General features: G+C 70.9%; 23 protein-coding genes. 10 read left to right on the top strand and 13 right to left on the bottom strand.

The annotated features are described in order from the left end of the window. Positions 1-254 precede the first annotated feature (254 nt). The 3 genes from WMF29_RS07725 to WMF29_RS07715 all read left to right on the top strand — a co-directional run bounded on the left by WMF29_RS07725 (position 255) and on the right by WMF29_RS07715 (position 3790). Entirely contained in the window at positions 255-1508 is a 1254-nt protein-coding gene (locus tag WMF29_RS07725) for a GAF domain-containing sensor histidine kinase (protein WP_437328225.1), read from the top strand. 90 nt (positions 1509-1598) lie between these two features. Next, on the top strand, positions 1599-3020 hold the full coding sequence (locus WMF29_RS07720; protein WP_437328224.1) for a sigma 54-interacting transcriptional regulator: 1422 nt from the start codon (positions 1599-1601) through the stop codon (positions 3018-3020). Positions 3021-3151: 131 nt separating this feature from the next. Beyond that, positions 3152-3790, top strand: a complete 639-nt coding sequence (locus tag WMF29_RS07715; RefSeq protein ID WP_437328223.1) for a hypothetical protein — start codon at positions 3152-3154, stop codon at positions 3788-3790. 82 nt (positions 3791-3872) lie between these two features. Here the strand turns inward: WMF29_RS07715 and WMF29_RS07710 are convergent, their stop codons facing one another. Beyond that, complete coding sequence (locus WMF29_RS07710; protein WP_437328222.1) at positions 3873-5483, bottom strand: MATE family efflux transporter; 1611 nt, start codon at positions 5481-5483, stop codon at positions 3873-3875. Positions 5484-5663: 180 nt separating this feature from the next. On the opposite strand from WMF29_RS07710, the gene WMF29_RS07705 reads away from it, so the two are divergent. Beyond that, positions 5664-7154: a carboxypeptidase regulatory-like domain-containing protein gene (locus WMF29_RS07705; protein ID WP_437328221.1), complete on the top strand. Its 1491-nt coding sequence runs from the start codon at positions 5664-5666 to the stop codon at positions 7152-7154. A gap of 543 nt (positions 7155-7697) precedes the next feature. Here WMF29_RS07705 and WMF29_RS07700 read toward each other — a convergent pair. Continuing rightward, the gene (locus WMF29_RS07700; protein ID WP_437328220.1) at positions 7698-8039 is read right to left on the bottom strand and encodes a hypothetical protein; all 342 of its coding nucleotides are present in this window, start codon (positions 8037-8039) and stop codon (positions 7698-7700) included. Positions 8040-8046: 7 nt separating this feature from the next. On the opposite strand from WMF29_RS07700, the gene WMF29_RS07695 reads away from it, so the two are divergent. Beyond that, positions 8047-8949, top strand: coding sequence for a glycoside hydrolase family 5 protein (locus WMF29_RS07695; RefSeq protein WP_437328219.1), 903 nt, complete (start codon positions 8047-8049; stop codon positions 8947-8949). 64 nt (positions 8950-9013) lie between these two features. Here the strand turns inward: WMF29_RS07695 and WMF29_RS07690 are convergent, their stop codons facing one another. The 9 genes from WMF29_RS07690 to WMF29_RS07650 all read right to left on the bottom strand — a co-directional run bounded on the left by WMF29_RS07690 (position 9014) and on the right by WMF29_RS07650 (position 18018). Further along, positions 9014-9199 carry a hypothetical protein gene (locus WMF29_RS07690; RefSeq protein WP_437328218.1) on the bottom strand — a complete coding sequence of 62 codons (186 nt, stop codon included), beginning with the start codon at positions 9197-9199 and terminating at the stop codon, positions 9014-9016. A 413-nt stretch (positions 9200-9612) separates the two neighbouring features. Continuing rightward, the gene (locus WMF29_RS07685; protein ID WP_437328217.1) at positions 9613-11286 is read right to left on the bottom strand and encodes an AMP-binding protein; all 1674 of its coding nucleotides are present in this window, start codon (positions 11284-11286) and stop codon (positions 9613-9615) included. Next, complete coding sequence (locus WMF29_RS07680) at positions 11283-12227, bottom strand: SAM-dependent methyltransferase (protein WP_272101139.1); 945 nt, start codon at positions 12225-12227, stop codon at positions 11283-11285. The genes WMF29_RS07685 and WMF29_RS07680 overlap by 4 nt, the downstream gene beginning before the upstream one ends. Then, entirely contained in the window at positions 12224-12550 is a 327-nt protein-coding gene (locus WMF29_RS07675) for an acyl carrier protein (protein ID WP_272101138.1), read from the bottom strand. The genes WMF29_RS07680 and WMF29_RS07675 overlap by 4 nt, the downstream gene beginning before the upstream one ends. A 262-nt stretch (positions 12551-12812) precedes the next feature. Beyond that, positions 12813-13844, bottom strand: coding sequence for a hypothetical protein (locus WMF29_RS07670; protein WP_437328216.1), 1032 nt, complete (start codon positions 13842-13844; stop codon positions 12813-12815). A gap of 164 nt (positions 13845-14008) precedes the next feature. After that, a complete protein-coding gene (locus tag WMF29_RS07665; protein ID WP_437328215.1) occupies positions 14009-15064 on the bottom strand; it encodes a polysaccharide deacetylase family protein in 1056 nt (351 codons plus the stop codon). Further along, on the bottom strand, positions 15057-15905 hold the full coding sequence (locus tag WMF29_RS07660; RefSeq protein WP_437328214.1) for a class I SAM-dependent methyltransferase: 849 nt from the start codon (positions 15903-15905) through the stop codon (positions 15057-15059). Before WMF29_RS07660 ends, WMF29_RS07665 begins: the two co-directional genes overlap by 8 nt. An 11-nt stretch (positions 15906-15916) precedes the next feature. Beyond that, positions 15917-16681 (bottom strand): class I SAM-dependent methyltransferase, encoded by a 765-nt coding sequence (locus tag WMF29_RS07655; RefSeq protein WP_437328213.1) that lies wholly within the window; start codon positions 16679-16681, stop codon positions 15917-15919. 347 nt (positions 16682-17028) lie between these two features. Next, the gene (locus WMF29_RS07650) at positions 17029-18018 is read right to left on the bottom strand and encodes a transaldolase (RefSeq protein ID WP_437328212.1); all 990 of its coding nucleotides are present in this window, start codon (positions 18016-18018) and stop codon (positions 17029-17031) included. Between the two features lie 113 nt (positions 18019-18131). On the opposite strand from WMF29_RS07650, the gene WMF29_RS07645 reads away from it, so the two are divergent. Beyond that, positions 18132-20084: a MutS family DNA mismatch repair protein gene (locus WMF29_RS07645; RefSeq protein WP_437328211.1), complete on the top strand. Its 1953-nt coding sequence runs from the start codon at positions 18132-18134 to the stop codon at positions 20082-20084. Between the two features lie 29 nt (positions 20085-20113). Then, positions 20114-21076: a class D beta-lactamase gene (gene blaOXA, locus WMF29_RS07640; protein ID WP_437328210.1), complete on the top strand. Its 963-nt coding sequence runs from the start codon at positions 20114-20116 to the stop codon at positions 21074-21076. A gap of 72 nt (positions 21077-21148) precedes the next feature. On the opposite strand, the gene WMF29_RS07635 is transcribed toward blaOXA, so the two are convergent. Beyond that, a complete protein-coding gene (locus WMF29_RS07635) occupies positions 21149-22054 on the bottom strand; it encodes an alpha/beta fold hydrolase (protein WP_437328209.1) in 906 nt (301 codons plus the stop codon). A 152-nt stretch (positions 22055-22206) separates the two neighbouring features. On the opposite strand from WMF29_RS07635, the gene WMF29_RS07630 reads away from it, so the two are divergent. After that, positions 22207-22698 carry an LEA type 2 family protein gene (locus WMF29_RS07630; RefSeq protein WP_437328208.1) on the top strand — a complete coding sequence of 164 codons (492 nt, stop codon included), beginning with the start codon at positions 22207-22209 and terminating at the stop codon, positions 22696-22698. An 84-nt stretch (positions 22699-22782) separates the two neighbouring features. Here the strand turns inward: WMF29_RS07630 and WMF29_RS07625 are convergent, their stop codons facing one another. Then, positions 22783-23286, bottom strand: coding sequence for a Uma2 family endonuclease (locus tag WMF29_RS07625; protein WP_437328207.1), 504 nt, complete (start codon positions 23284-23286; stop codon positions 22783-22785). Positions 23287-23400: 114 nt separating this feature from the next. Here WMF29_RS07625 and WMF29_RS07620 point away from each other — a divergent pair, with 114 nt between their 5' ends. Beyond that, the gene (locus WMF29_RS07620; protein ID WP_437328206.1) at positions 23401-23691 is read left to right on the top strand and encodes a hypothetical protein; all 291 of its coding nucleotides are present in this window, start codon (positions 23401-23403) and stop codon (positions 23689-23691) included. A gap of 16 nt (positions 23692-23707) precedes the next feature. After that, on the top strand, positions 23708-24589 hold the full coding sequence (locus tag WMF29_RS07615) for a galactose mutarotase (protein WP_437328205.1): 882 nt from the start codon (positions 23708-23710) through the stop codon (positions 24587-24589). Positions 24590-24636 lie beyond the last annotated feature (47 nt).

Here is a 24636-nt window from a genome sequence, read left to right as displayed (position 1 = left end):
AGAGCCGAGCGCGCGGCGCCGGGCGGACGGGGGCGCGCCCGGCTCGCGGGCGGGGTGAGCTCGACGGCGCGCTGCGGGCGGCTGATACCGGCGCAGACGCGCGCTGCCCTGCGCCGGAGCAGCGGCCAGCGCCGCGTACATCTACCGATCGGGCGACAGCGTCGTCATAACGACCCAATCCACCGTCCACCGCCGGCTCGCGCTTCTGCTGCCGAGCGTACGGTCTCGAGCGGATCACGGAGCGAGAAAACAGCATGTCCGGAAAGGAAGCCTCCTCGAAGGAAGGCAGGCTGATATCGACGCTCGAGCGCTTGCTCGAGCTGCCGGCGGCCAACCTGAGGCAGTCGCTCAACCAGGCGAGCGACCTCCTCGCCGGCGCTCTCGGCGCCGACAAGATCGACATCTTCCTCTTCGACCCCAGCAGGAACACGCTGCGTGCCCTGGGGACGAGCATGACGCCCATGGGCCGGCTCCAGCGATCGCTCGGGCTCGACATCCACCCGGTCGCCAACGGCGGATCGATCGCCCGCGTCTTCACGACCGGCGATCCTTACATCACCGGGCATTCGGAGCAGGAGCCCGGCGAGCTGCCCGGCCTTGTCCACGAGCTCGGCGTGCGGTCGCACATCGCGGTCCGGCTCGTCGTCGAGGGCGAGCGGCGCGGGGTCGTCTCTGCTCACTCCGCCGCGCCGGAGTTCTTCTCCGACGAGGATCTCCGCTTCCTCGGCGCGGTCACGCACTGGATCGGCGCCCTGACGCACCGGGCGGAGCTCGTCGAGCAGGTCACCTCCGCCGCGCTCGCGCAGGGCCGGCGCCAGGCCGCGGAGGAGCTCATCACCGTGCTGGCGCACGATCTACGGAACTACCTGAGCCCGCTCATGGGCCGCCTTGGTATGCTCCACCGGCGCGCGGAGCTCGACGGTCGGGTCGACGACATGCGCGACGCCGACCGGGCGACCGGCTCCGTCGCCCGGCTCGGCCAGCTCATCTCGGATCTGCTGGACGTGGGGCGCATCGAGCAGGGGCTCTTCGAGATCGCCCCTGCGCCCATGAACCTCGCCTCGCTGGCGCGGGACATCGCCGCTGCGCTCGGTACACCCAGCGTCGAGATCCGCGTCGAGAGCCCGCCGGAGCTCGTCATCGTGGCGGACAGGGATCGCCTCCGCCAGGCCCTGGAGAACCTCGTCAGCAACGCGATCAAGCACTCGCCCCCGGGGACGTGGGTCCTCCTCAAGCTCACCAGCGAGCTGATAAAGGGGATGGAGTACGCCCACGTCGACATCGTCGACCGCGGATCCGGCGTGCCGCCGGAGATCATTCCCCGCATCTTCGACCGCTTCGTCACGAACGGCCACGCATCGGGGATCGGCCTCGGGCTGTACCTGGCGAGCAGGATCGCCGCCGCCCACGGGGCCACGCTGGCCGTGAGCTCCCCTCCTGGAAACGGCGCGACGTTCCGACTGAGCTTGCCCGCGAGCGGACCACCCGTTCGTCGGGACGAGCTGTGATCGCGCTGCGGCAGCGGCGCAAACGCCCCCCGCGCCTGCAAGCGCGGCGCTCCTCTGGACGACCCCAGGCTCACGCGTAAGATGGCGCGCATGCCGCGCCCCCCCGCCACGCCCGACGACCCCGGCCCGCCGAGCCTCGCGGCCTCCACGGAGCCCCGCATGACGAAGGGCGAGGTGCTGGCGGTGCCCCGGATCGAGCTGTGCGTCGAGCGCGAGGGGGGCAAGCCCGCGAGCCGGGTCATGGTGCTCGACGGCGATTTCATCCGCATCGGCTCCCACCAGAGCAACGACCTCGTGCTCGCCGACCGCGCCGTCTCCCGCTTCCACTGCATCCTCGAGCGCGTGAAGTCCACGTTCCGGCTGACGGACGTCGGCTCGCTCAACGGGACGACCATCGCCGGCGTCCGCGTGCGGGACGCCGACGCCATCCTGCCGGAGTGCCGCATCGAGCTCGGCGAGTCGGTCGTGCGCATCCGCGACGCCGACGCCGTCGCCGAGACCGAGCTGGCGCGCGCGGTCAGCTTCGGGGCGCTCCAGGGCGTGTCGGTCCCCATGCGGCGCCTCTTCCCCGTCCTCGATCGCGTGGCGAAGAGCGCGCCCGACGTGCTAATCGAGGGCGAGAACGGCACGGGCAAGGAGGTCATCGCCACCGAGCTCGTCCAGCGCGGCGCCCGCGCCGACAAGCCGCTCGTCATCGTCGACTGCGGCGCCATCTCGCCGAGCCTCATCGAGAGCGAGCTGTTCGGCCACGTGCGCGGCTCCTTCACGGGCGCCACGCGCGACCGCGCCGGCGCCTTCGAGGAGGCCGACGGCGGCACCGTCTTCCTCGACGAGATCGGCGAGCTGCCGCTGGAGATGCAGCCGAAGCTCCTCCGCGCCCTCGCCTCGCGCGAGGTGCGCAGGCTCGGCGAGAGCCGGGTGCGCAAGGTCGATATCCGGGTGATCGCCGCCACGAACCGGCGCCTGGAGCGCGAGGTGAACAGCGGCCGGTTCCGCGAGGACCTCTATTACCGCCTCTCGGTGCTCACCGTGCGCGTCCCGCCGCTCCGGGAGCGCAAGGAGGACATCGGCCTCCTCGTCCACTGCTTCCTGAACGAGCTCGGCGCCATCGACAAGGTGCACCTCTTCCCCCCCGAGGTCATCGAGGACATGAAGCGCTACGACTGGCCCGGCAACGTGCGAGAGCTGAGGAACTACGTCGAGCGCCGCGTCGTGCTCGGCGAGGGCGCCGCCATGGGCGCGACGGCGCCGTCCGAGCGCAGCTCCGCGCCGCCGCCGGGCGCCGCGCCGCAGGGCGCCGCGCCCGGCGAGCCCGCCGCCAACATCGAGATGCCCTTCAAGGAGGCGAAGGACGCGATCATCGACCAGTTCGAGCGGCGCTACCTCGCGGCCCTGCTCGAGTGGTCGAACGGCAACGTGAGCCGCGCCGCCCGCAAGGCAGGGCTCGACCGGATGTACCTCCACCGCCTCCTCCAGCGCCACGGGCTGCGCCGCGCCGCCGCCCTCGACTGAACCGCGCGCGGGCGGCCACCACCCGCGCCAGCTGTAGCGGGGCCAACCGGAGGCCGCCGCTCTTGCGATAGAACAGGGCGCAGCGGTGCTGCACATGTCACAGTCGCGTCGCAATGGCGCGATCCGTCCGTGTGCGCAACCTCGCAAAATCTCTGAATATTTCAGAAACCGATCTGCTCCTCTGGCTCGCGGAGCATGCGCCAACGACGGAGCTCCGCCACCCCGCGGATTTCCTCCCGGCGGAGCTCGCGGGGCAGGCGCAGCAGGCGCTCGGCCGCGCCCCACCGTCGGCGCCGGCGGAGGAGCCGATCGAGCGCCGCTGCGCCGAGTGCGTGAAGCTCCCGGCGAAGGCCGGGCTCCGCGTGGTCGAGGTCGGCGCCGACGCCGTCTGCGACCTGTGCGGCAGCTCCGCGAACAAGCGGGCGGCGCTCGCGATGATCGGGGCGTTCCGCGCGCGCGGGCTGCGGAGGCTGCTCGTGGTCGGCGGCGGACCAGGCACGTCCGAGGACCTGCGGCAGCTGCTCGCGGGCGAGGTCGACATCCGCATCGTGGACGGAGAGGGTCACCGCAATGCGGCGAAGGCCGACGCCGATCTCCGCTGGGCCGACGTGGTCGCGGTCTGGAGCTCGACGATCCTCTCGCACAAGGTGTCGAAGCTCTACACCGATCAGCGCGCCAGCTTCCGCGAGAAGCTCGTGACCGTCCCGAGGCGCGGCGTGGCCGCGCTGTGCATGGCCGTCACCGAGAAGGTGAGCGCGCCCGCGGGATGACCGGCGCCCGGCCTCCCCGCCCGCCCTCCGCGGGGCGGCGCTTCACCCTCGCTCGGGGCGGTCGGTCAGCAAGCGCAAGCGCTCACGCAGGGCGGCTGCTCAGCCGTACCCGGCGGAAGGTGCGCCGCGCGTGGGGCACCCAGCCGTGGAAGTGCCAGCGCGCGGCCATGACCAGCCCGCGGACCCACTCGTCGGCAGCGTAGGCGACCCAGACGCCGGCGAGCCCCCAGCCGAGGTGGACCCCGAGCAGCCAGGACAGCCCGACGGCCACGGCGAACATCGAGAAGACGCCGAACCCGACCGGGAAGCGGGCGTCGCCGGTGGCGCGGAGCCCGTTGATGACGACCAGGTTGAGCGTGCGGCCCGGCTCGACGAGGAGGGTCAGCCAGAGCAGCCGGGAGCCGGTGGCGATCACCTCGGGATCGCGCGAGAAAAAGCCGAGCAGGTGGGGGCCGAGGAGCGCGGTGGCGATCACCAGGCTCACGCACACGCAGAACCCGATCGCCAGGCCGCCGCGCACCAGGCGATCGGCGCCCTGCAGATCGCCGGCGCCGATGCGGTGCCCGACCACGATCTCGGTCCCGAAGCCGATCGCCATGCCGAACAGGAGCAGGAAGTGCACGATCTGCATCGTGTACGTATGCGTGGTGAGCGCCGTTTGCCCCATGTTGGCGACCATCGCCAGGATGATCATGAAGCTGATGCGATAGACCACGTTCTCGCCCGCCCCCGGCAGGCCGATGTGCAGCATCTCGCGGAGACGATCGGGGCGAATGCGCCAGAAATCCTCGAAGGTCGGGCGGATCCCGAGGCGCGAGATCCACAGCTGCCGGTGCATCCAGAACGAGAGCGCGCGTCCGACCACCGCGGCGAGCGCGAGCCCCATCATGCCGAGCCCAGGAGCCCCGCCGACACCGAACATGAGCGGCAGGCTGAGCGCGAGCTGCACGATGTACATGACGACGATGAGGCGCAGCGTGTCGCGGGTGTAGGTGTGCGCGCGCAGCACCGAGCCCATCGAGAAATTCACCGCGTCGAACGCCAGCATCACGCCGACCGCGATCAGGTAAGGCTCCGCGATCGGGAACAGGGACGGCGGCAGCCGCATCAGCTCGAGCAGCGGCCTCGCGCCGATCGCGATGACGGCGAAGCTGAAGACGCCGAGCCAGAGGTTGGCCGCGAGCGACGCGCGCGCGACCTGCTCCGCGCCGGCCCGGTCCCGCGCGCCGAGATACTGGGTGACCACAACGCTCGCGCCGACGCTGACGAAGCGAAAGGTGATCATGAAGGTCAACATGATCTGGTTGGACAGCCCGTACGCGGCGGCGGCCTCGTCCGACAGGCGGCTGACCAGCCATACGCCGAACACGCCGACGAGCATGTGCAGCAGGTTCTCGCTGAAGATGGGCCAGGTGATCTCCAGCAAACGCGGGCGAGGAAGAGCGGGGGCAGGTAGGACCGATTGCAAAGCGCCGCATCCTACTCTGCCGAGAGGCATCTCGCCACGACGGAGCATGACCACGCGAGCGCCGTCGCGCGCAGCGCGGCCGTGGTCGTACGCGTCGTACGCGTCGTACGCGTCGTACGCGGAACGAAGGTTGGTGCCGCTGTCGCCTATCTCCTCACGGCCCGCGCGATCGCGCGGCAACCTAGCGAGACCGCGCGAGACCGCGCGAGACCGAGAGAATGACACCCGACTGCCCCGCGCCGCCCCCAGCGGCGCAGACGGAGAGGAGGGCCTCCGGCAACACACGCAAGAGCGTGTTCTCGCTCGCATCCTTGCATGCTTGTCCCTTCCCGCATCCTTGCGTATCGATTACTCTGGGAATGGGCGGAACAGGGCACACTCGTCCTTCTGCGCCTGGAGGATCAAATGGGGATATTGCACGGCAGCGCCCGATGGCTCCTGGCCGTGGCGGCCACGGCGCCGGCTGTCGCTGGCGGATGCTCCTGCGGCGATGCCAGCGGGACGCTCGGCGCCACGTCCGGCGGCGGAGCCGACCAGGGCGCAGGGGGCCAGAGCGCGGGGGGCGGCGGCTCCGGGGGAATCCCCTTCCTGGCGGGGAGCGGCAGGTCAGGGGTCGGGGGCGGCGGGTGTGAGGGGCTCGAGTGCCAGCAGATCGCCTGTCCCGGCGGCGGCAAGACCACCGTGAGCGGCACCGTGTACGAGCCCGGGGGCAAACTCCCGCTGTACAACGTCACGGTGTACGTCCCGAACAGGGCGCTCGAGCCCATCACCGACGGCGCGAGCTGCGATCGGTGCGATGTCACGCTCTCCGGCGATCCGATCGCGACCGCGCTGACCGACACGAACGGGCGTTTCGTGCTGGAGAACGTGCCGGTCGGGGAGGACATCCCGCTGGTCGTCCAGCTCGGCAAATGGCGGCGCCAGATCACGCTGCCGAAGGTCGAGGGGTGCGTCGACAACCCGACCGTGGACAGGACGGTCCGCCTGCCGCGCAGCAAGGCCGAGGGCCACCTCCCGAAGATCGCCTTGACGACCGGCGGCTCGGACGTGCTGGAGTGCCTTCTGTACAAGATGGGAATCGACGCGTCGGAGTTCACGCCGGAGGCGGGCGACGGGCGGGTGAACCTGTTCGTCGGGCGCGCCATCGAGGGCGACAGCGCGACGAGCAGGTACCGAGACGGCCTGAACGACGGCGCGCCCTTCTCGCCGGCGCGAGGGTTCTGGAGCTCGCTCGACAACCTGAGGCAATACGACATGGTGATCCTGTCGTGTGAAGGCTCCGAGTTCGGGGACGACAAGCCGGAGGCCGCGCGGCGCGCGATGTTCAACTACGCCTCCGCGGGAGGCCGCGTGTTCGCGTCGCACTGGCACAACACCTGGCTCCGGCTCGGCCCGGAGCGGTTCCCGGAGACGGCGACATGGGACGAGGAGAGCGATCCCGACGACGGGCTCCCCGTGCTCGTCGACACCACGTTCCCGAAGGGCCTGGCGCTCCGGGACTGGCTCGCCAACGTGGGAGCGTCGACCGTGCCCGGGCAGATCGAGATCAACGATCCGCAGCACTGGGTCGACTCGGTGAACGAGGAGATCGCGACGCGGTGGCTCTACAACGACGCCAACGCGGATTTCGACGCGCCCGCGGGGGTCAAGTACTTCACGTTCAACACGCCCATCGGCGCGCCGGAAGCGGAGCAGTGCGGAAGGTTCGTGTACACGGACATCCACGTGGCGGCGAGCGACGTCGCCGGGGCGCCGTTCCCGAGCGGCTGTCAAGACCGCGGCGGGGCGACGCATGAGCTGACCGCCCAGGAGAAGGCGCTGCTCTTCATGCTGTTCGACCTGTCGGCCTGCATCGCGCCGGACGACGAGCCGCCGCCGGTGCCCGTGCCGAGGTGACGCGCGCCTCGACGGCGCGGCGAGCTCCCTCTCCGGGCCCTGCAGTGGTCATGGTGGCTGTCGACGAAAAGGCGCCGGACGCCAGGCGAGCCGGACCACGGCGGCGTGCGCCGAGACGAGCCGGGCGCGGCGCTGGAGGCCTGACATTCCGGGGCGCTCGCTCGCGATTTCCTGAGCGATATTGACGCCCTGCGCATGGATACGCGGTTGCCCAGGGTGGTCACCCGACCACCAAGGGGAGCACCGTAGCCTGCGTGGACCCGCGCGGGGCAGCCCCCCACACAGGCCAGAGACGCAGCGCAGCAGCGCCCGCTCCACGAGCTCCGCCAACTGGCATATTTTTTGCGGAATTTTTGCTGCCCGCACAGCACAGCTCACTCGAATCGGCGCCCGTGAAGGCCTCGCCTCACGCTCCCGCCGGAGACCACCGGCCGCAGTTGGGCCCTGCACGCACTGGCACTGTATTTCATCACACAAATAGCATGGAGTTTGTCTCTTATTCCGGGGCACGCAGAGGGCTTGCCATGGCGCGGAACTGCCCTTTTAATGCCGCGCCATCCGGATACTTTCCTTGGAGGACATGATGAAAAGTGTTTTGCTTCGCGGTGTGCTTGGCAGGTCGAGGTGGTCATTCGGCCTTGCGGTGGTTGCGTTGCAAGCCACCGTGCTGATCGGCTGCGGTGACGCGGCGACGGGCGACGGCGTGGGCGGCGCGGGCGGCGCGGGCGGCGGCGGGGCGACCTCCGCCAGCTCGACGACATCGAGCGCCTCGACGACCTCCGCCAGCTCGACGACATCGGCCTCGACGACCTCCGCCAGCTCGACGACATCGGCCTCGACGACCTCGGCGACGACCTCGGCCTCGTCCACGACGAGCGCGAGCACCGGGGGGGTGCCCACGGACGGCACGCCGGTCGAGCGTCATGGCCGGCTCCGGGTCATGAACGGCAACATCGTCGGCGAGCACGGGTCCCCGGTCCAGCTCAAGGGGATGAGCCTGTTCTGGAGCCAGTGGAGCAACTACTACAACGGCAATGTCGTCAACTCGATCGCGGACAACTGGGACGCGACCGTCGTCCGCGCCGCCATGGGCATCGAGGGCGAGGACGGGTACCTCCAGGACGCGGGCGCCCAGAAGGCCAAGGCGAAGACCATCGCCGACGCGGCGATCGCCAAGGGCATCTACGTCATCCTCGACTGGCACGATCACAACGCGCACCAGCACCTGGATCAGTCGAGGAACTACTTCCGCGAGGTGGCGCAGGCCTACAAGAACGTGCCCAATGTCATCTTCGAGGTCTTCAACGAGCCCCTCAACACCAACACCTGGCCCGCGGTGAAGTCCTACGCCGAGGCGGTGATCTCCGAGATCCGCGGCCAGGGCGCCAACAACCTGATCATCGTCGGCTCGCCGAACTGGTCGCAGGACGTCGACATCGCCGCGGACAATCCCCTCAGCGATCAGAACGTGGCGTACACCCTCCACTTCTACGCCAACACGCACAAGGCGTCGCTCCGCGAGAAGGCCCAGAAAGCCATCAACAAGAAGCTGGCGCTCTTCGTGACCGAGTGGGGGACCTGCTCCGCCGACGGCAACGGCCAGCTCAACCTCGGCGAGTCGCAGACCTGGCTCGACTTCCTGGACGCGCACAACATCAGCTGGGCCAACTGGTCGCTGGGCGACAAGGCCGAGGCGTGCTCCGCGCTCAGGCCCAACGCAAACCCGATGGGCAACTGGAGCGACAACGACCTCACCGAGTCGGGCAAGTGGGTGAAGGGGCAGATGGCGGAGTGATCCGCGCGCGGGTCACCGGGCGCTCGCGCCGGTGACCCGCCCCCCACCGAGGGCGCCGCACCGCTCACCCGTGCGCTCGTTTGCCCTCCACGGACAGGGGCCGCCCGGCACAGAAGGGGCATTGATCGTCCGAGCACCAGTCGTCGTCTTCGAGGCCGAGCGCCCGTAGCTGCTCCAGCTCCCACGCGCGCGCCTCGGGCGAAAGCGGGGCGGGACAGATGGACTTGTGGTCTCTCAGGCTGCTCAACATGGACGGTCCCGTTCGGTTGTGCTCCGGAGAGCGATTCCGGGATCTATCGCGCACAGCCCTGCAGCGCCCGCGAAATCGGCCCTGCCGCGCCGCGTCTGTCCATGGTCGAGACGAACGGAAAAGACCTCTGGAGGACGCTCCCCCGGAAGCTCGTTAACCAAGCTTCGCGCCGCGTCCTCCTACATCCGAACGTTTACGTGGTCGTAGTCGTAGTCGTAGTCGTTTACGTGGTCGTAGTCGTTTACGTGGTCGTAGTCGTTTACGTGGTCGTGGTCGTGGTCGTCAACGATAGGCCGTGAACGACCACGACCACGACCACGACCACGACTACGACTACGACCACGTAAACGTTCACGTTCACGTTCACGTTCACGTTGGTGACGGATGGTGGGGTGGAGGGGCCGGCGCGCTCTTCAGCGAAGCCCCCCCGCGCGCAGCCGCTCAGCGACCTCCCTCCGTCGCAGCTTGCCGCTCGTCGTCTTGGGCAGCTCGCCCGGCGGAACCAAAACGACCTGGTCGATCGTAACGCCGTTCGCCCGCAGCGCCTCCCGCACGCGCTCCGCGAGGCCGGCGTGCTCGGACGCCTCGGCGCGCGTCTCGGCCACGACATAGACCGACTCGGTCTGGCGCTCCTCGACGAACAGCCCGACCGCGACCACACAGCCGGCCCGGATCCCGTCGACCCGGGAGGCGATCTCCTCGATCACGGCGGGGATCATCGTGTGACCGCCCTTGATGATCACCTCCTTTTTCCGGCCCGTGACGAACAGCGTCCCGCGATCGATGAACCCGAGATCGCCCGTGCGCAGCCACCCGCCCACGAGCGCCTCGGCTGTCGCCTCGGGCTCGTTGAAATACCCCTCCATCACCGTCTCCGAGCGCACCTCGATCTCCCCCACCGTGCGCTCCGGAACCGGGCTGCGCTGGGCGTCCACGATCCGGATCTCCGTGTGCGGGATCGGCCTGCCGACGCCGGTGAGCTCCAGCGAGAGCGGGCCAGGCGCCGCCTCCTCGACGCGGCCCTCGCGCTCCAGCAGGCCGCGATCCACCGTGAGGGCGCGCGGCTCGGCGTAGAGGTCCGGGAAGGTCACGGCGACCGTCGCCTCGGCCAGCCCGTAGACGGGGAAGAACGCCTCGACGCGGAAGCCGCAGGGCGCGAACGCCTCGGCGAAGCGGCGGAGCAAGGCGGGGGAGATCGGCTCGGCGCCGATCATCGCGCACCGCCACGCGCCGAGATCGAGGCCCGCCTCGACGGCGCGGCGGGCGAGGCCGATGCAGATCGCATAAGCGCTCGGCGGCCCGAGCGAGATGGCGCCCCGGATGCTCGACATGTCCGCGAGCCACGAGAACGGCCGCGTCCGGAACTCGAGCGGCGAGAGCATGTGGACGGGGAAGTCGTTGAAGAGCGGGAAGAGCAGCCCGCCGACGAGGCCCATGTCGTGGTGGAGCGGCAGCCACGAGACGCCCCCCGCGCCCTCGCCGCGCACCGGGAGCCGTTGGCTCATCGCGTCGAGGTGCAACATCAGCCGCTCGTGCGGGATCACCACGCCGCGCGGGTGCCCGGTGCTGCCGCTCGTGAGCTGGATGAGCGCCGGCCCGGGCGCGCGCTCCGGATCGGGCAGCGAGCCCGTGAGGGGCGCGTCGAGCAGCGGCTCGGCGGCGAGCTGGAGGAGGCCGTCCGCCCCCTCCTCGCCCTGCGCGAAGCCGAGCAGCGCGGACGAGACAACGAGCGCGCGCGCGCCGACGCGGGCGGCCGTCCGCCGGAGCTCGCCGAGGAACGCCGGCACGTCCGTGAGCCGATAGGGCACCCCGACCTGGATCGGCACCGCGCCGAGCACCCAGACGCCGAAGAGGCACGGCACCGCCACCTCCACGTCCGTCACGAGCAGGAGCACGCGATCGCCGGGGCGCACCCCCGCCGCGAGCAGGCCCGACGCCGCCGCGCACGCGCGGCGCCAGTACTCCGCCCACGACCAGCCGACGAACTCGCCCCGCTGCTTGTGATAGAACCCGAATCGATCCGGCGTCGCCTCGGCGCGCGCCCTGAGCAGGCCCGCGACGGTCCGCGCAGCGAGCCCGCGGCTCACGGCGCCTGCCTCGGCTCGGGCGAGGGCGCGACGCCGAGGCGCTCGCGGCCGCCGCCCTTCGTCGCCACGATCATGTACTCGAGCGCGGTGCGTCGCGCGAAAGAGAGCCGGCCCACGGTCATGTACGTCTGGAGCAGCCGCGAGAAGCCGGGCGCGCGGGCGTCGATCCGGGCGCGGTTCGCGCGCACGTTGTCGATCCACCGGGCGACCGTGTGCACGTACGAGCTCGTGAGATCCTCGACGCGCCGGACATCGAGGCCGGCCTGCTCGATCAGCCCGAGCTCCTCGGCCAGCGAGATCAGGCGGCAATAGCCGAGCGCCTCGACGAAGATGTACTGCGTCGCGGCGCTCTCCCGGTCCCCGCGGGCGCGCGCCGGGAAATAGCAGTCGGAGATGAGCAGCCTGCCGCCCGGGCGCAGCGCGGCGGCGATCTTCTGGTGGATCCGCTCGCGGTTGTGCATGTGCACGATGCTGCCCACGAAGAGCACGGCGTCGAGCGACTCGGGCGCGAGGTCGATGTCCTCGATATGCGCGAGATCGATGCGGACCCGCGAGGCGACCCCTGCCCGATCGGCGCGGCGGAGCGCCTCCTGCCGCTGCTTGTCGCTCAGCGTGACGCCCTGGAAGCTCCCGCCGGTGCGCTCGGCGAGATAGATGAGGTTCGAGCCCCAGCCGCACCCCACGTCGAGCACGCGCTCTCCGGGGTGGATGTCGAGCTCGCGGCGGACCCAGTCGTACTTCCGCTCTTGCGCCGCCTCGAGGCTCTCGGCGGGATCGAGGAAGATGCCCGTCGCGTAGGCCAGCCGGCTGTCGAGGACCATGGAGAATATCTCCGGGTCGTTCTGGTAATGCGCGGCGACCTCGCGCCGCTCGTGCTCCCGCTGCTCCTCGGGCGTCCGGACGGCGGCCTCGCGCTCGGCGCGCGTGCGCGGGGCGATCAAGGCGCCCCTCCCCGGCCGCCTCGCGCCGCGATCTGCGCCTCGACGAAGGCGATGACGTCACCGACCGTGCTGATCTGCGCCTGATCGGGCGCCGCGAAATCGGGCGCCACGATCTGGAATCGCTCCTCGAGCGCGACGTTGACCTCGATGAGCGCCAGTGAATCCACGCCGAGGCCGCTCTCGAGCGACAGGTCGGGAGTCACGGCATCGACGCTCATCCCACATCGCTCTGCAATGATGGTGCGGACCTCTCTGGCGATCTCCGGATCTCCCCCGCCCGCCGCCTGCGGCTGCTTCCGAAGCGCCGCCTCGCTCTTGTTCATCGCGCTCTCCAGTCCAGGGTTCGGCGCGCGCGACCTTCAGCACGCCAGCGCGATAGATGCTCATGCCAGCGCCGGTCACGGCCGTAGCGCGACGTACCATGATCGCCAGTCGTCGTCCATGGCCGGACGAGCCCGCTCGATCGCGAGGTCAGCGCGTCGCGGGCGGGCTGGCGTGCTGCGCGCCGGAACCTACGCGCAACAGACGCGCGACGGACGCGCGAGGCCCTGCCGCGGCGCCTCGCCGCGGCCCGGCGCGAGCGGCTCAATCGCCGAAATCGCCGTCGATCCCGCCGCCGTCATCGACCCCGCCGCCATCATCGAACCCGCCGCCGTCATCGCCCCACGGCTCGTCGTCATCCGCCCCGTCCCCTTCGTCGCCCGCCGAGACGTCGTCGCCGCCGCGATCCGCGTCGTTCAAGAGGTCAGGATTCTCGGCGGCCTCCTGCGCTGTGCCGAGCATCGTTCCCGCCGGGTTCACGAGGAGGACGTGTGGCGGCGTGAGCATGTGCATGAACGAGGTGATGAGCATCACGTCCAGCATCATCCCGAGCGGGCTGGGTGGGTAATAGACGACGAACGGGTCATAACCCGGGTGCGTGGGGCTCACGGGAGGCCGCTCGGCGCCCGCGGCGTCGCCCGCGCCGTCGGCCGCCGGCGCGTGCACGACGCGCGCGTCGGCGTGGTGATGCTCCACGCGCGCCTCCGGCATCGTGGCCTTGAGGGCGCCCTCGACCCGACCGACGAAGGACTCGAACTGCAGCCGCGCCGCCTCGAACAGCGCCGGATCCTTCGCCAGGGGCTCGACGCGGCGGCGGTAGTCCTCCCCGGACTCGCCGGCTCTCGGCTCGAGATCCCGCAGGCGCCCGCCGATGGAGACGAGCCCCGCCGGCTCGTCGTCGGCGTGCTCGGTGCGCGCCCGCGTCTCGATGACGAGGTGCAGCCCTGCTTCCTCGTGCTCGGCGGCGAACCGGAGCTCGCTGAAGCCGCGCCCGAACACGGCGGAATGCTCGGACAGCGCGAGCACGAGATCGGGAAGATCGTCCGGCTTCCCGTCGGTGTCCTGGAAGATGACGGTGTCATCGATGACGAGCGAGAGGGCGTTCGTGACCCCGAGCTGGACGAGCGCCCGCCGCACCTGATCGACCACCGCGGTGGCCTCGAGCTCGACGCGCACGCGATCGGTGTCGAGATCCACCGTGGCGCCGAAGCTGCGCTTCAGCTTCTCCCAGACGGTGGGGTTGCGCTGGATGATGCTGCCCTTGAGCGAAACGTGGATCTGTCCGATGAGCCGCATACGCGCTACTTAGCACCGCGGCGGCGCGCGATCGCCGACGGCGCTCGCGAGCGTGGAGGGCAGCAGGGGCACGAGCGCCGGCTGAGCGTTCGACGACGCGCCGCGCGCCGCGCGGCGTACGGCGGCGCAGGAGCCCGGCCGCCCCTGCCCGATGGCCGACGGAGCTAGCCGAACGTGAACCGCTGCGCCACGCGCTTGTACGCCTGCTCGACGACGCGGCGGGCATGGTGGATCGGGTTGGAGTGGGGGAACTGCAGCGAGGGCGGCGCGACCTCGTCGACGCCGTGCGTGGAAGACGCCGCGTCCGAGAGCCGGCGCGCGAGGGCGCCCACGGTGTCGACCTCGAAGTCCTTCGAGTTCTCGTCGAGGAAGCGGCAGAGCCCGCGGAGCCGCTCGACGTTCAGCCGGTTCGGGAAGCCGCGGCGCGCCTCGGCCGAGTCGAGGAAATAGAACTCGAACGAGTGCGTCACCAGCGTGACCTCCTTCACCCCGAGGGCGCGGTAGCGGAGGAGGCAGTGCTTGATCTCGTCGAGCGTCACCGCCGTGATCTGAAGGTGCCTGAAGCGCTTCGTGGGCTCGATGAAGTTCGTGACCGGCAGCTCGTACACCCCGGGCTCGGGCGTCTCGAAGAGGCCGAGCCGCGCGCCCGGATACTGCATCTTGCAGTTCTTGCTGAAGTAGCAGGGGTTGTAGTTGCTGCTCAGCACGAGCCCCGCCCGCTTCATCGCCTGCCAGGTGTCGTTGTTCGCGCCGAAATTGCCGGCGCGGTAGCCGAGCAGCTCGCTCGCCGGGACGCCCGCGCGCACGAGCAGGTCGCGCCCCTCCAGGAGGAGCCGCGTCTGCTCCTCGACCGGGTAGTCGGCGATGTCGTCGGAGACGCGGGGCTCGCCCCGGGTGTGCCAGTCCGCGCGCCGCTGCACGGGGTGCACGTGCAGCTGCACGTCGTGGCCGCGGCTGTGGAGCGCCTGGCACACGCTCGTCAGCCCGTCCATCCCGAAGCTGTACGAGCCGATGGCCTCGACGAAGAACGTCCCGCGCTGGCCGTACGCCTCGAGCTCGCGCATGATGAGCTCGATCCCGAGGGGCTCGCGCTGGTTGACGAAGCGGCCCCAGATCCGGAGGTCGTAGCCCATCGCGGGAGACTTGGTATCGCCCAGGATGCGCTCCTCCGCGCACTCCACGTCCACGGTGATGTATACCCGCGTCCTCCCGTCAGCCATCGCCAGCTCCTCCCTCACCGCGCTTCTGAAGAACCATCGTGATCGTCGGGGACACGAAGCCCACGTGCATCCCGAGCGGGCCGAGCAGCCGGTTCGCTGCCGAGAAGGCCATGCGCCGCGGCCCCGACAGCCCCATCTTGGCCTTCAGGTCGACGATCAGCCGGCCCCGATCCTGCTGCGAGATGTCGACATAATCGCCGAACCCGCGCCGGAGCTGCCAGGGAAATACGCTGTAGACCGACCTGCCCGGGAACAGCGGGCGCAGCAGCCGAGGTACATAATTGATCAGGGCGCGGCCGCTGTGGCACTCGACCGGCCACAGGCGGTTGCTCGTGCCCAGGATGACGATGAACCCCCACGGCGCGAGCACCCGATCGATCTCGCGCTGGACGATCGGCAGGCGCTCAGGCGGGACGTACTCGAGCACGCTGTTGCAGGAGACGAGCTCGAACTCCGCATCGGCGAACGGCATCGCGGTCGTGTCGGGGACGTGATGAACACGGATCCTGTCCGACAGCCCGTGGCGCTCGGCGTTCAGCTGCGCCAGCTCGACGTACATGGGGTCGACATCGAGCGCGGTCACGTCGGCGCCAAGGGTGGCGAGCACGATCGCCGTCCCGCCGAAGTGGCAGCCGAACTCGAGCACCTTCTTGCCGCGGACCGACGTGAAGAGGTCGTCGTAGGCGTGGCGGCTGCGCCGCCACTCCCACGTGGCATACCCCCCGACCCACGGATCGTCGGGATCCCAGCCGTGGCGCCGCGCGCACTCGCGGAAGCGGCGATCGGCGTCTGCGTCTCGGACAGCCGGCGGGGTGGCGACGCTCTGGCTCGGCTCGCTCATCGGGGAAAGGATCAAGCGTCGGCTGTCCCTGCGGGCACCAGGGGCGCCCGGTAGATGGCGAACAGGAAGGGCGAGAACCAGGGGTTCGTCTCGCCGGGGACCACCCGGCGCGCGATCGCCTTGAGGGGCCCGACGAGCTTCCATACGGCACGCCGCGCCAGGAGCGGCGCCTCATCGTCCAGCCAGAAATCGAAGTGGCCGCCGGTGTATCGGGCCTGGACGATCTCGGCGCCATTGCGGCGGGCGGCGGCCTCCAGGAACGGCAGATTCATGATGCGGGTGTTGTGGCCTTTCAGGTTCTTGCGATCGAGCAGCCAGTGGAGCGCCCTCTGCCCGCCGGCGAAGTTCGGCATGCCCACGACCACGGTGCCTCCCGGCTTCACCAGCTCGAAGTGCCGATCCATCACCGCCGCCGCGTCATCGAAGTGCTCGATGAACCCGAAGGAAGCGACGATATCGAACTTCTGCTGGGGCTTCCAGCTGAAGAAGTCCCCCTTCTCGATCTTGCCGACCTTGATGCCCCGCTTCCGGATCTCCTGCTCGACGACCTCCGGGTCGCAGGCGTAATCCAGGCCGTACGCCGTGAACCCCAGGCGCCCACAGAAGTCGACCAGGATACGGCCTGGCGCGCAGCCGATCTCGAAGAACGACAACCCCTCCCCGCGCGGCAGGAAGGGAGCGACGTCGTCGTAGATCTCGCAGCCGCCACCCAGATCGTCGGTGCCGATGTAGCCCTTCCAGTGGTTCTCCCAGTACTCCTGTGACGTGAGCTTCAACGTCGCCTCCTCGATGCCATCGCGAAAAGGGCGGCTCCACGAGGAGCCTCCCGGAGAACCGCAGTCGACCACGCGCGGCGCGGGCGATCGAATGCTGCCCGAGATTCGTCCAGTTTGACGAATCCTAAAGGACCGGCCGGCTCACATGCAAGCCGGCCCTCCGCCTTCTTCCCGCGCCTCCGCTCTTCAACGTTCTTCAGCGTTCTTCAACGTTCTTCAGCGTTCTTCAACGCAGGCGCACGCAGGCGCACCCACGCGGCGCGGGGTCGCCGCGCCTGCGCGGGGCGCCCGGGCCCGCTCCCCGGAGCTCCATCCACCCCGCGCGTGGCGGTCGCGCGTCGCCAGCGCTAGGAGGCGGCCCCCTTCTGGAGGCGCTCGCGGAGCAGGACCTCGAGCGAGGCGAGCGCCTTCGCGAAGCCGTCGATGCCCTCGCTCAGCTTGTCGCTCGCCATCCGGTCGGCGGTGTGCATGGCGCGGAACGCCGCCTCATCCATCGGGATCTTCGCGATCTGCATGGCGCGCGCCGCGTCGGGGTCGAGCTTCCTCGGCAGGTCGCCGCGCGCGGAGGAGAGCTCCGAGAGCAGCTTCGGCGAGATCGTCAGGAGGTCGCAGCCGGCGAGCTCCTTGATCTCGTCGATGTTGCGGAAGCTCGCGCCCATCACCTCGGTCTTGTAGCCGTGCTTCTTGTAGTAGTTGTAGATCTTCGTGACCGAGACGACGCCGGGGTCCTCGGCCGGCGCGTAGCTCGTGCGCCCGGTGTCCTTCAGGTACCAGTCGAGGATGCGCCCGACGAACGGCGAGATGAGCGTCACGCCGGCCTCGGCGCACGCGATCGCCTGGTGCAGCCCGAAGAGCAGCGTGAGGTTGCAGTGGATGCCCTCCTTCTCGAGGACCTCCGCCGCGCGGATGCCCTCCCACGTCGAGGCGATCTTGATGAGGACGCGCTCGCGCGAGATGCCGGCCTCCTCGTAGAGGCGCACGATGCTCCGGCCCTTCTCGATGGTCGCCTGGGTGTCGAAGGAGAGGCGCGCGTCGACCTCGGTCGAGACGCGGCCGGGGATGATCTTCAGGATGCGCAGGCCGAAGTCGACGGCGAGCCGGTCGAACGCGAGGCTCACGACGTCGCCCGGCTCCTTGCCCCGGCCGGCCTCCTTCTGGCCCCAGGCGAGCGCGCCGCTCACGATGTCGGCGTACTCGGGCATCTGGGCCGCCGCGGTGATGAGCGACGGGTTCGTCGTCGCGTCCTGGGGGCGGAATTTCTCGATCGAGTTGATGTCGCCGGTGTCCGCGACGACGACGGTGTACGCCTTGAGGCGCTCCAGCAGGTTCTGGTCCATGGGCGCCATTGTACGAGCAGCCAGCCAGGACGCTTCAAAGCTTTCGTGGCCTTCGTGTGAGGACCCCCCTCCGGCTGGATGCACGGCCGGCGGTGGCCTATGGAGAGGGCCCCGTGGAGCCGCCCCCCAACGCCGCCGCGCAGCGCGTCCTGTCCGCCTACGATGACCGCCTCTCGGTCCTGCGCGCCGAGGCCAGCGCGCTCGATCGCCGATCGAAGACGTTCTCGCTGCTGCGCGGGATCTCGTTCGTGGCGGCGGCCGTGGCCGGAGGGTACGCGCTCTTCGGCGACGTGCCGCGGTGGGTCGCGTACGCCGCCGGGGCGGTGACCGCGGTGTTCCTCGGGCTGCTCGTGGCGCACGCGCGCCTCGTCACCCGGATGACGGAGCTCGAGCAGCGCATCGGCCTCTACGTGCGCGGGAAGCGGCGGGTCGCCGGCGATTTCGCCGATTTCCCGGAGCGCGGCGATCGCTTCGCCGCGCCGGACCACGATTATGCGGGCGATCTCGACGTGTTCGGGCAGGCGTCGCTGTTCCAGCTGCTCAGCGTCGCCCAGACGGGCGAGGGCGAGGCCACGCTCGCGGCCTTCCTCGCGGAGCCCGCCCCGGCGCCCGCCGTGGCGGCGCGGCAGGAGGCGGTGCGCGAGCTCGCCGGCCTCGGGGCGTTCCGGGAGGATCTCGCGGTGGTGGGCATGCAGGCGGGGGCGCGCGGGCGCGAGGCCGGCCCGCTCATCGCGTGGGCCGAGGCGCCCCCGACGCTGCTCGGCCCGGAGGCGCGCTCCGGCGGCCTGCCGGTGAGCGCGCTCCTGACCGCGGCGAAGGTGCTCGTGCCGCTGACGCTGGCGCTGCTCGCGGCGCCGCGGTTCATCCCCGCGGAGCAGCTCGGGCTGCTCCGCCACGCGTTCCTCCTGCCGCTGGCCGCGCAGGTCCTCGTGCTGGTCCTGCTGCGGCCCGCGTTCGAGCCGATCCTCGCCGCGGCCTCGTCGCGCGAGGCGCCGTTCGCGCGGTACCGGCCGCTCCTCGCCCGCATCGAGGAGCAGGCGTTCTCGTCGGCGCTGCTCCGCGAGCTCAAGGCCGAGCTCGCCGGGCCCTCGGGCGTGCTCGCCTCGCGGGAGATGACGGCGCTCGAGACCCGGGTCGGCTACTCGGACCTGCGCCACAGCGGGCTCATCCACATCCTCGCCGACCTCTTCCTGCTCTGGGACGTGTGGTGCGCGCTCGCGCTGGAGCGGTGGAAGCTGCGCGCGGGCCGGCACGTGAAGGCGTGGATGCGGACGCTCGGGCACATGGAGGCGCTCGCGAGCCTCGCGACGTTCGCGCACGAGAACCCCGACTACGCGTACCCCGACGTGAAGGACGGCGAGCCGCGCTTCACGGCGGCGGGGCTCGGCCACCCGCTCCTCCCGCGCGACCGGCGGGTGACGAACGACGTCTCGCTGGAGGGCGCGGGCGCCGCGCTGCTCGTGACGGGGTCCAACATGTCGGGCAAGAGCACGCTGCTGCGCGCCGTCGGGGTGAACGCCGCCCTCGCCCTCGCGGGCGCGCCGGTCTGCGCGTCGTCGCTGTCGCTGTCGCCGGTCCGCGTGCGGACGAGCATGCGGATCAAGGACTCGCTCGAGCACGGCGTCTCGCACTTCTACGCCGAGCTGACCCGCCTGAAGCGCGTCGTCGACGGCGCGAACGGCGGCGAGCGGGTGCTGTTCCTGCTCGACGAGATCCTCCACGGCACGAACGCGCGGGAGCGCCAGATCGGGGCGAGGGCGGTCGTGCGGCACCTCGTCGCGCGGGGGGCCATCGGCGCGGTGTCGTCCCACGACATGGGGCTCGCCGTGCTGGAGCAGGAGACCGCGGGACGGGTGCGCAACATGCACTTCGAGGAGCTCGTGGTCGAGGACAGGATGACCTTCGATTACAAGCTGAAGCCCGGCGTGGTGACGAGCGCGAACGCGCTGCGGCTCATGAAGATCGTCGGGATCGACGTCGACTTCTCGGAGGGGGAGCGGACGGCGGCGGCAGCGACCGCGGCGCCGGGAGCGAGCGCGCCGGCCGCGGCAGCGGCGCGGGAATGAGGGCGGCCCCCGCCCGCGTTGAGGGCGCCATGCTTTCTCTGCTCCCTGGATGCCTCTCGCGCCGCGCCCTCGTCTCGGCGCGTCCCTTGCTCTCCTGCGTGCTCCTCGCGATCGTCGCGACAGCGAGCGCCTGCGCCACGGCGCCGCCACCGCCACCACCTCCCCCGCCAGCGAGCGGCGGGGCGGCCCCGCCGGCAGCGACGCCGGGAGCGAGCGCGCCGGGAGCGAGCGCGCCGGCCGCGACGCCGACCGAGATCGACGAGGACGGGGCGGCGCTCCTCCGCGCGGAGGGCGTGGACGGCGCGTTCGTCCTGTTCGACGCCGCGCGGGGCGTCACCCGCGTCGTGAACCCCGACCGCGCGGCGGCGCGGTACGTGCCCGCCTCGACCTTCAAGATCCCGAACACGATCATCGGCCTGGAGACCGGGGTCATCCCGGACGAGCGCTTCACGCTGCGGTGGGACGGGGTGCAGCGCCGCGTGCCCGACTGGAACCGCGATCACGATCTCGCGTCGGCGATGAAGCACTCGGTCGTCTGGTTCTACCAGGAGGTCGCGCGCCGGATCGGGGCCGAGCGCATGCAGGCGCACCTGGACGCGCTCGGCTACGGAAACCGCGACATCTCGGGGGGCATCGATCAGTTCTGGCTGACCGGGGGGCTCCGCATCTCCCCGCACGAGCAGATCGATTTCCTGCGGCGGCTCCACGCCGGCGCGCTGCCTTGCTCCGCGCGGAGCCTGGACATCGTGAAGCGGATCCTCGTGCTGGAGCAGACGCCGGCCTACACGCTGCGCGGCAAGACGGGGATGGAGATGGACGAGCGATCGAGCACCGGCTGGCTGGTCGGCTACGTCGAGCGCGGGGCAGACACCTACTTCTTCGCGACCGTGCTCCTCGGCGCAGGCAGCGACGGCGAGCGCATCATGCCGCTGCGCCGCAGCCTGACCCGCGCCCTGCTCAAGCGGCACGGCGCGCTCCCCGAAGACGCCTGACGCCGGCGCCTCTCCCGGCGCCGGCGCCGCCCCCTATGCCGCCGGCGCCTCTCCCGGCGCCGGCGCCGTCCCCTATGCCGCCGGCGCTGCGCTCGGGGGCAGCGGCGCGACGCCAGGTGACGCCGTGGAGCGCACCGCCCACGCGAACGCCGCGATCCGCTCGGCGAAGCGGCGCGGGTCGTCGACCTGCGGGCAGTGCCCGATGCCTTCGGGCTCCTCGATCTCCGCGTGCGGAGGGAGGTGCCGCCGGTAGTACTCGAGGTTGGCGCTCGGCATCAGGCGGTCCGAGCGGCCCCAGATCAGCAGGATCGGCATCGAGAGGGCGCCCAGCTGCTCGGGCGTGAACGCGTGGTCGCACCGGGCCGAGCGCCTGAAGGAGAGGATGGTCTCGCGCGAGAACGTCCGCACGACGTCGCCTGCGATGAGCGGGGTGAACCACGGGACGCGGTGGTAGAGGCGCGCGAAGAACGCGTGGGCGTCGGCCCGTGACCGCAGGTTGAACACCGCGAGCAGCTCGGCGAGCTCAGCCTGCTCCATGCCGGCGCCGGCCGGCGACGCGAGCACCAGCGCGCGCACGCGGCCAGGCGAGCTCAGCGCGTAGCTCACCGCGACCGCGCCGCCGAGGGAGTTGCCAACGACGATCGCCGGCTCGTCGAGCTCGCGGTCGAGCAGCTCGTGCATCGCGGTGGCGAGGCACTCCGGCGTGAACGCCGACGCCGGCGCCGCGCTCCACCCGTGCCCCGGCGACTCCGCGGCGATGACGCGGCGGGCGTGCCGCCGGAGTCGTTGCAGCACCGGCGCATACGGGAGCGCCGAGGAGCCGATGCCGTGGAGCAGGACCACCGTCGGGAGCGGGCCCGTGCCCGGAGCATCGTAGAGGTGCAGCCGGCAGACCGACGTGTCGACCCAGCGGCTCTGCACCCCGGACCTGTTCAGCGCCTTCTTGGCGAGGCGTTCGGCGAGCGGGAGGATGCCCATGCGCCGGGCATAGCAGATCGAACGGGTTCCCGCGGGGGCGGAAGCACGGGCGCGCGCGCGGGCTGTCGAGCGCTCGGCGGGCTGCGGACGAGGTCCGGGGGCGCGCCCGATTTCCGTTGAGCTCCATGGAGATCCGCGCCACATCTCCCGCCGTGCGATCGCCCCTCCTCGCCGCCGCCGTCACCCTGATCGCGTGCTCGCGCCCCGAGCCGCCGACGCTCAAGCCCGAGCTCGCGGCGGTGACCGCCGTCACCGCCCAGGGCATCGATCTGCGGGTCCAGATCCAGGCGTACAACCCGAACAGCATCGATCTCTCGACGCGCTCGATGAAGGCGAGCGTGCTGCTCGACGGCAAGTACGACGTCGGCACCGTCACCGCGCTCACGCCGCTCGATCTGCCCGCGAAGAAGTGGACCCGTATCGAGGCGCCGCTCTCGGTGAAGTGGAAGGACCTCACGAGCATCGCCGCGCTGGCGGCGCAGAGCCGCGGTATCCCGTACCAGGTGAGCGGCACCGTCGCGATCGGCGGGGAGACGCTCAACGTGGATGTGCCGTTCCGCCTCGCGGGGACGATCACGCACGAGCAGCTCGTCACGGCGATCGGCAACTCGCTCCCGGGCCTGCCTCTCCCCGGCCTGCGCTGAGGAGGGCGGCAGCGGGCTGCGCTGAGCGAGGTCCCCCATCATCGCCGAAGCCGCCCGATCGGACCGACCTCGCGTGAGTGGACCTCACGTGAGCGGTCCGAAGCGCTTCTCGTAAGCTGCAAGCTTCTCCGCAAGCGCCTGGGACCGCTCCTCCGCCGCTCGGGCCTGCTCCTCCGCCGCCGGAAGCACGCGTCCCTCGGCGTCGAGCCACCGGAGCCATCTCCCTTTGCTGCCCAGGTACAAGCCATCCCGCACGCCGAGGCGCAGACCGAGCTGCTGGCTTGCCAGCTCACCCTCCGCGCTCAAGGCCATCGGCTCGTAGGCCCGAGAGGCGATGTCGAGCAGATATCCTTCCAGGGTGTTCTTCATCGGATCGAACAGAAAGTACTCCGGCACGCGCAGCACCTTCGCATAGATGCGCATCTTCTCGCCGCGGTCGATCGACTCCGTGCTCTCCGACAGGAGCTCGATCACCACATCCGGCCTCCTGCCGTTCTCTTGCCACACGACCCAGGACTTCCTGTCCCGGCGTACCGTGTCGAGGGCCCGGCGCGCCCCGCGGTCTCCAGCGTTGTCTCGAGCCCCCAAAGCTTGCAGAATCGCGGCGGAGGAGACGTCCGTGCCCGTCCACGAGGAGCCCCCTGTTCACGCGCGCCCGCGGTCATCGACGCGCTCGTCTCCGCCGCCGAAGGGCGCAGCCCCATGTCCGGCGGCCTGATCTTCCACGACGGCGGCGGCGGGGCCGTCGCGCGCTGCACGCGCTGCGGCGCCGAGGCGGCGGGGCCGTGCGCGCGCTGCGGCGCGCCCGTGTGCGGCGACTGCTGCGTGCTCACGGAGGGCGGCGCGCGCGTCTGGGCGATCTGCCTCGCGTGCGAGGATCGCGGCGGCCGCTCCCTCCGCCGCGGCTGGGCGACGGTCCTCGGGTGGATCGCGCTGCCCATCGCGGCGCTCGCGCTGATCGTCGGGCTGCTCGAGTGGCTGCGAAGCAACTGAAGAGACCGGAGGTGTCATGTTCAGCGTGAAGCAAATCGAAGGCGCGATCCCCACGGTGGAGCTCGTCGACGGCGGCTCGGCGAGCCGCGCCGTGCTGGCGCCGGCGCGCGGCGGCATCCTGACGGAGCTGGCCCTCGGCGGGCGCGAGCTGCTCTACCTCGATCGCGCCACCTTCGAGGATCGCAGCGCCAACGTGCGCGGCGGCAACCCCGTGCTCTTCCCCTCCCCCGGCAAGCTCGCCGGCGACGCCTGGTCCGCCGCCGGAGCAGCGGGCCAGATGCGCCAGCACGGCTTCGCCCGCACCCTGCCGTGGTCGCTCGACGACCATGGCACCCTCGAGTCGGGCGGCGCATACGCGCGCCTCGTCCTCCGGTCGAGCGAGACGACGCGCGCCCAGTACCCCTGGGATTTCCGCGCCGAGTTCACTTACACGCTGCTCGGCAGGGCGCTCCGCATCGATCTGCGCATCACCAACGAGACAGGCGCAGGCGCCCCGCCCATGCCCTTCGGCGCCGGGTTTCACCCCTACTTCGCCGTCTCGCAGGCGGACAAGGCCCGGACCTCGATCGAGACGCGGGCGACGCGCGCGTTCGACAACACCACGAAGCGGGAAGCGCCCTTCTCCGGCTTCGACCTGACCCGGCCCGAGGTCGACCTCCACCTGCTCGATCACGGCTCCACCGAGAGCTCGCTGTCGATCGAGGGCACCCCGGGGGTGCGCATCGCCGTCCGCGGCTCGCCCGAGTTCACCCACTGGGTCGTGTGGACCTTGCAAGGCAAGGACTTCGTCTGCCTCGAGCCCTGGACCTGCCCCGGCGACGCCCTCAACACCGGAGAGCGCCTCATCCACCTCCGGTCGAACGAGACTCGGGCGCTCTGGATCGAGCTCTCCGCCTGAACCGATGACGGCCGCGCTCCCCCCGCAACGCGCTGGAGGGCGCGCTG

It is taken from the genome of Sorangium sp. So ce381, from assembly GCF_051473845.1.
Lineage (GTDB): Bacteria > Myxococcota_A > Polyangia > Polyangiales > Polyangiaceae > Sorangium > Sorangium atrum.
Note: the sequence above shows the minus strand (reverse complement) of the source record. Positions and strands in the feature narration are given on the sequence as shown.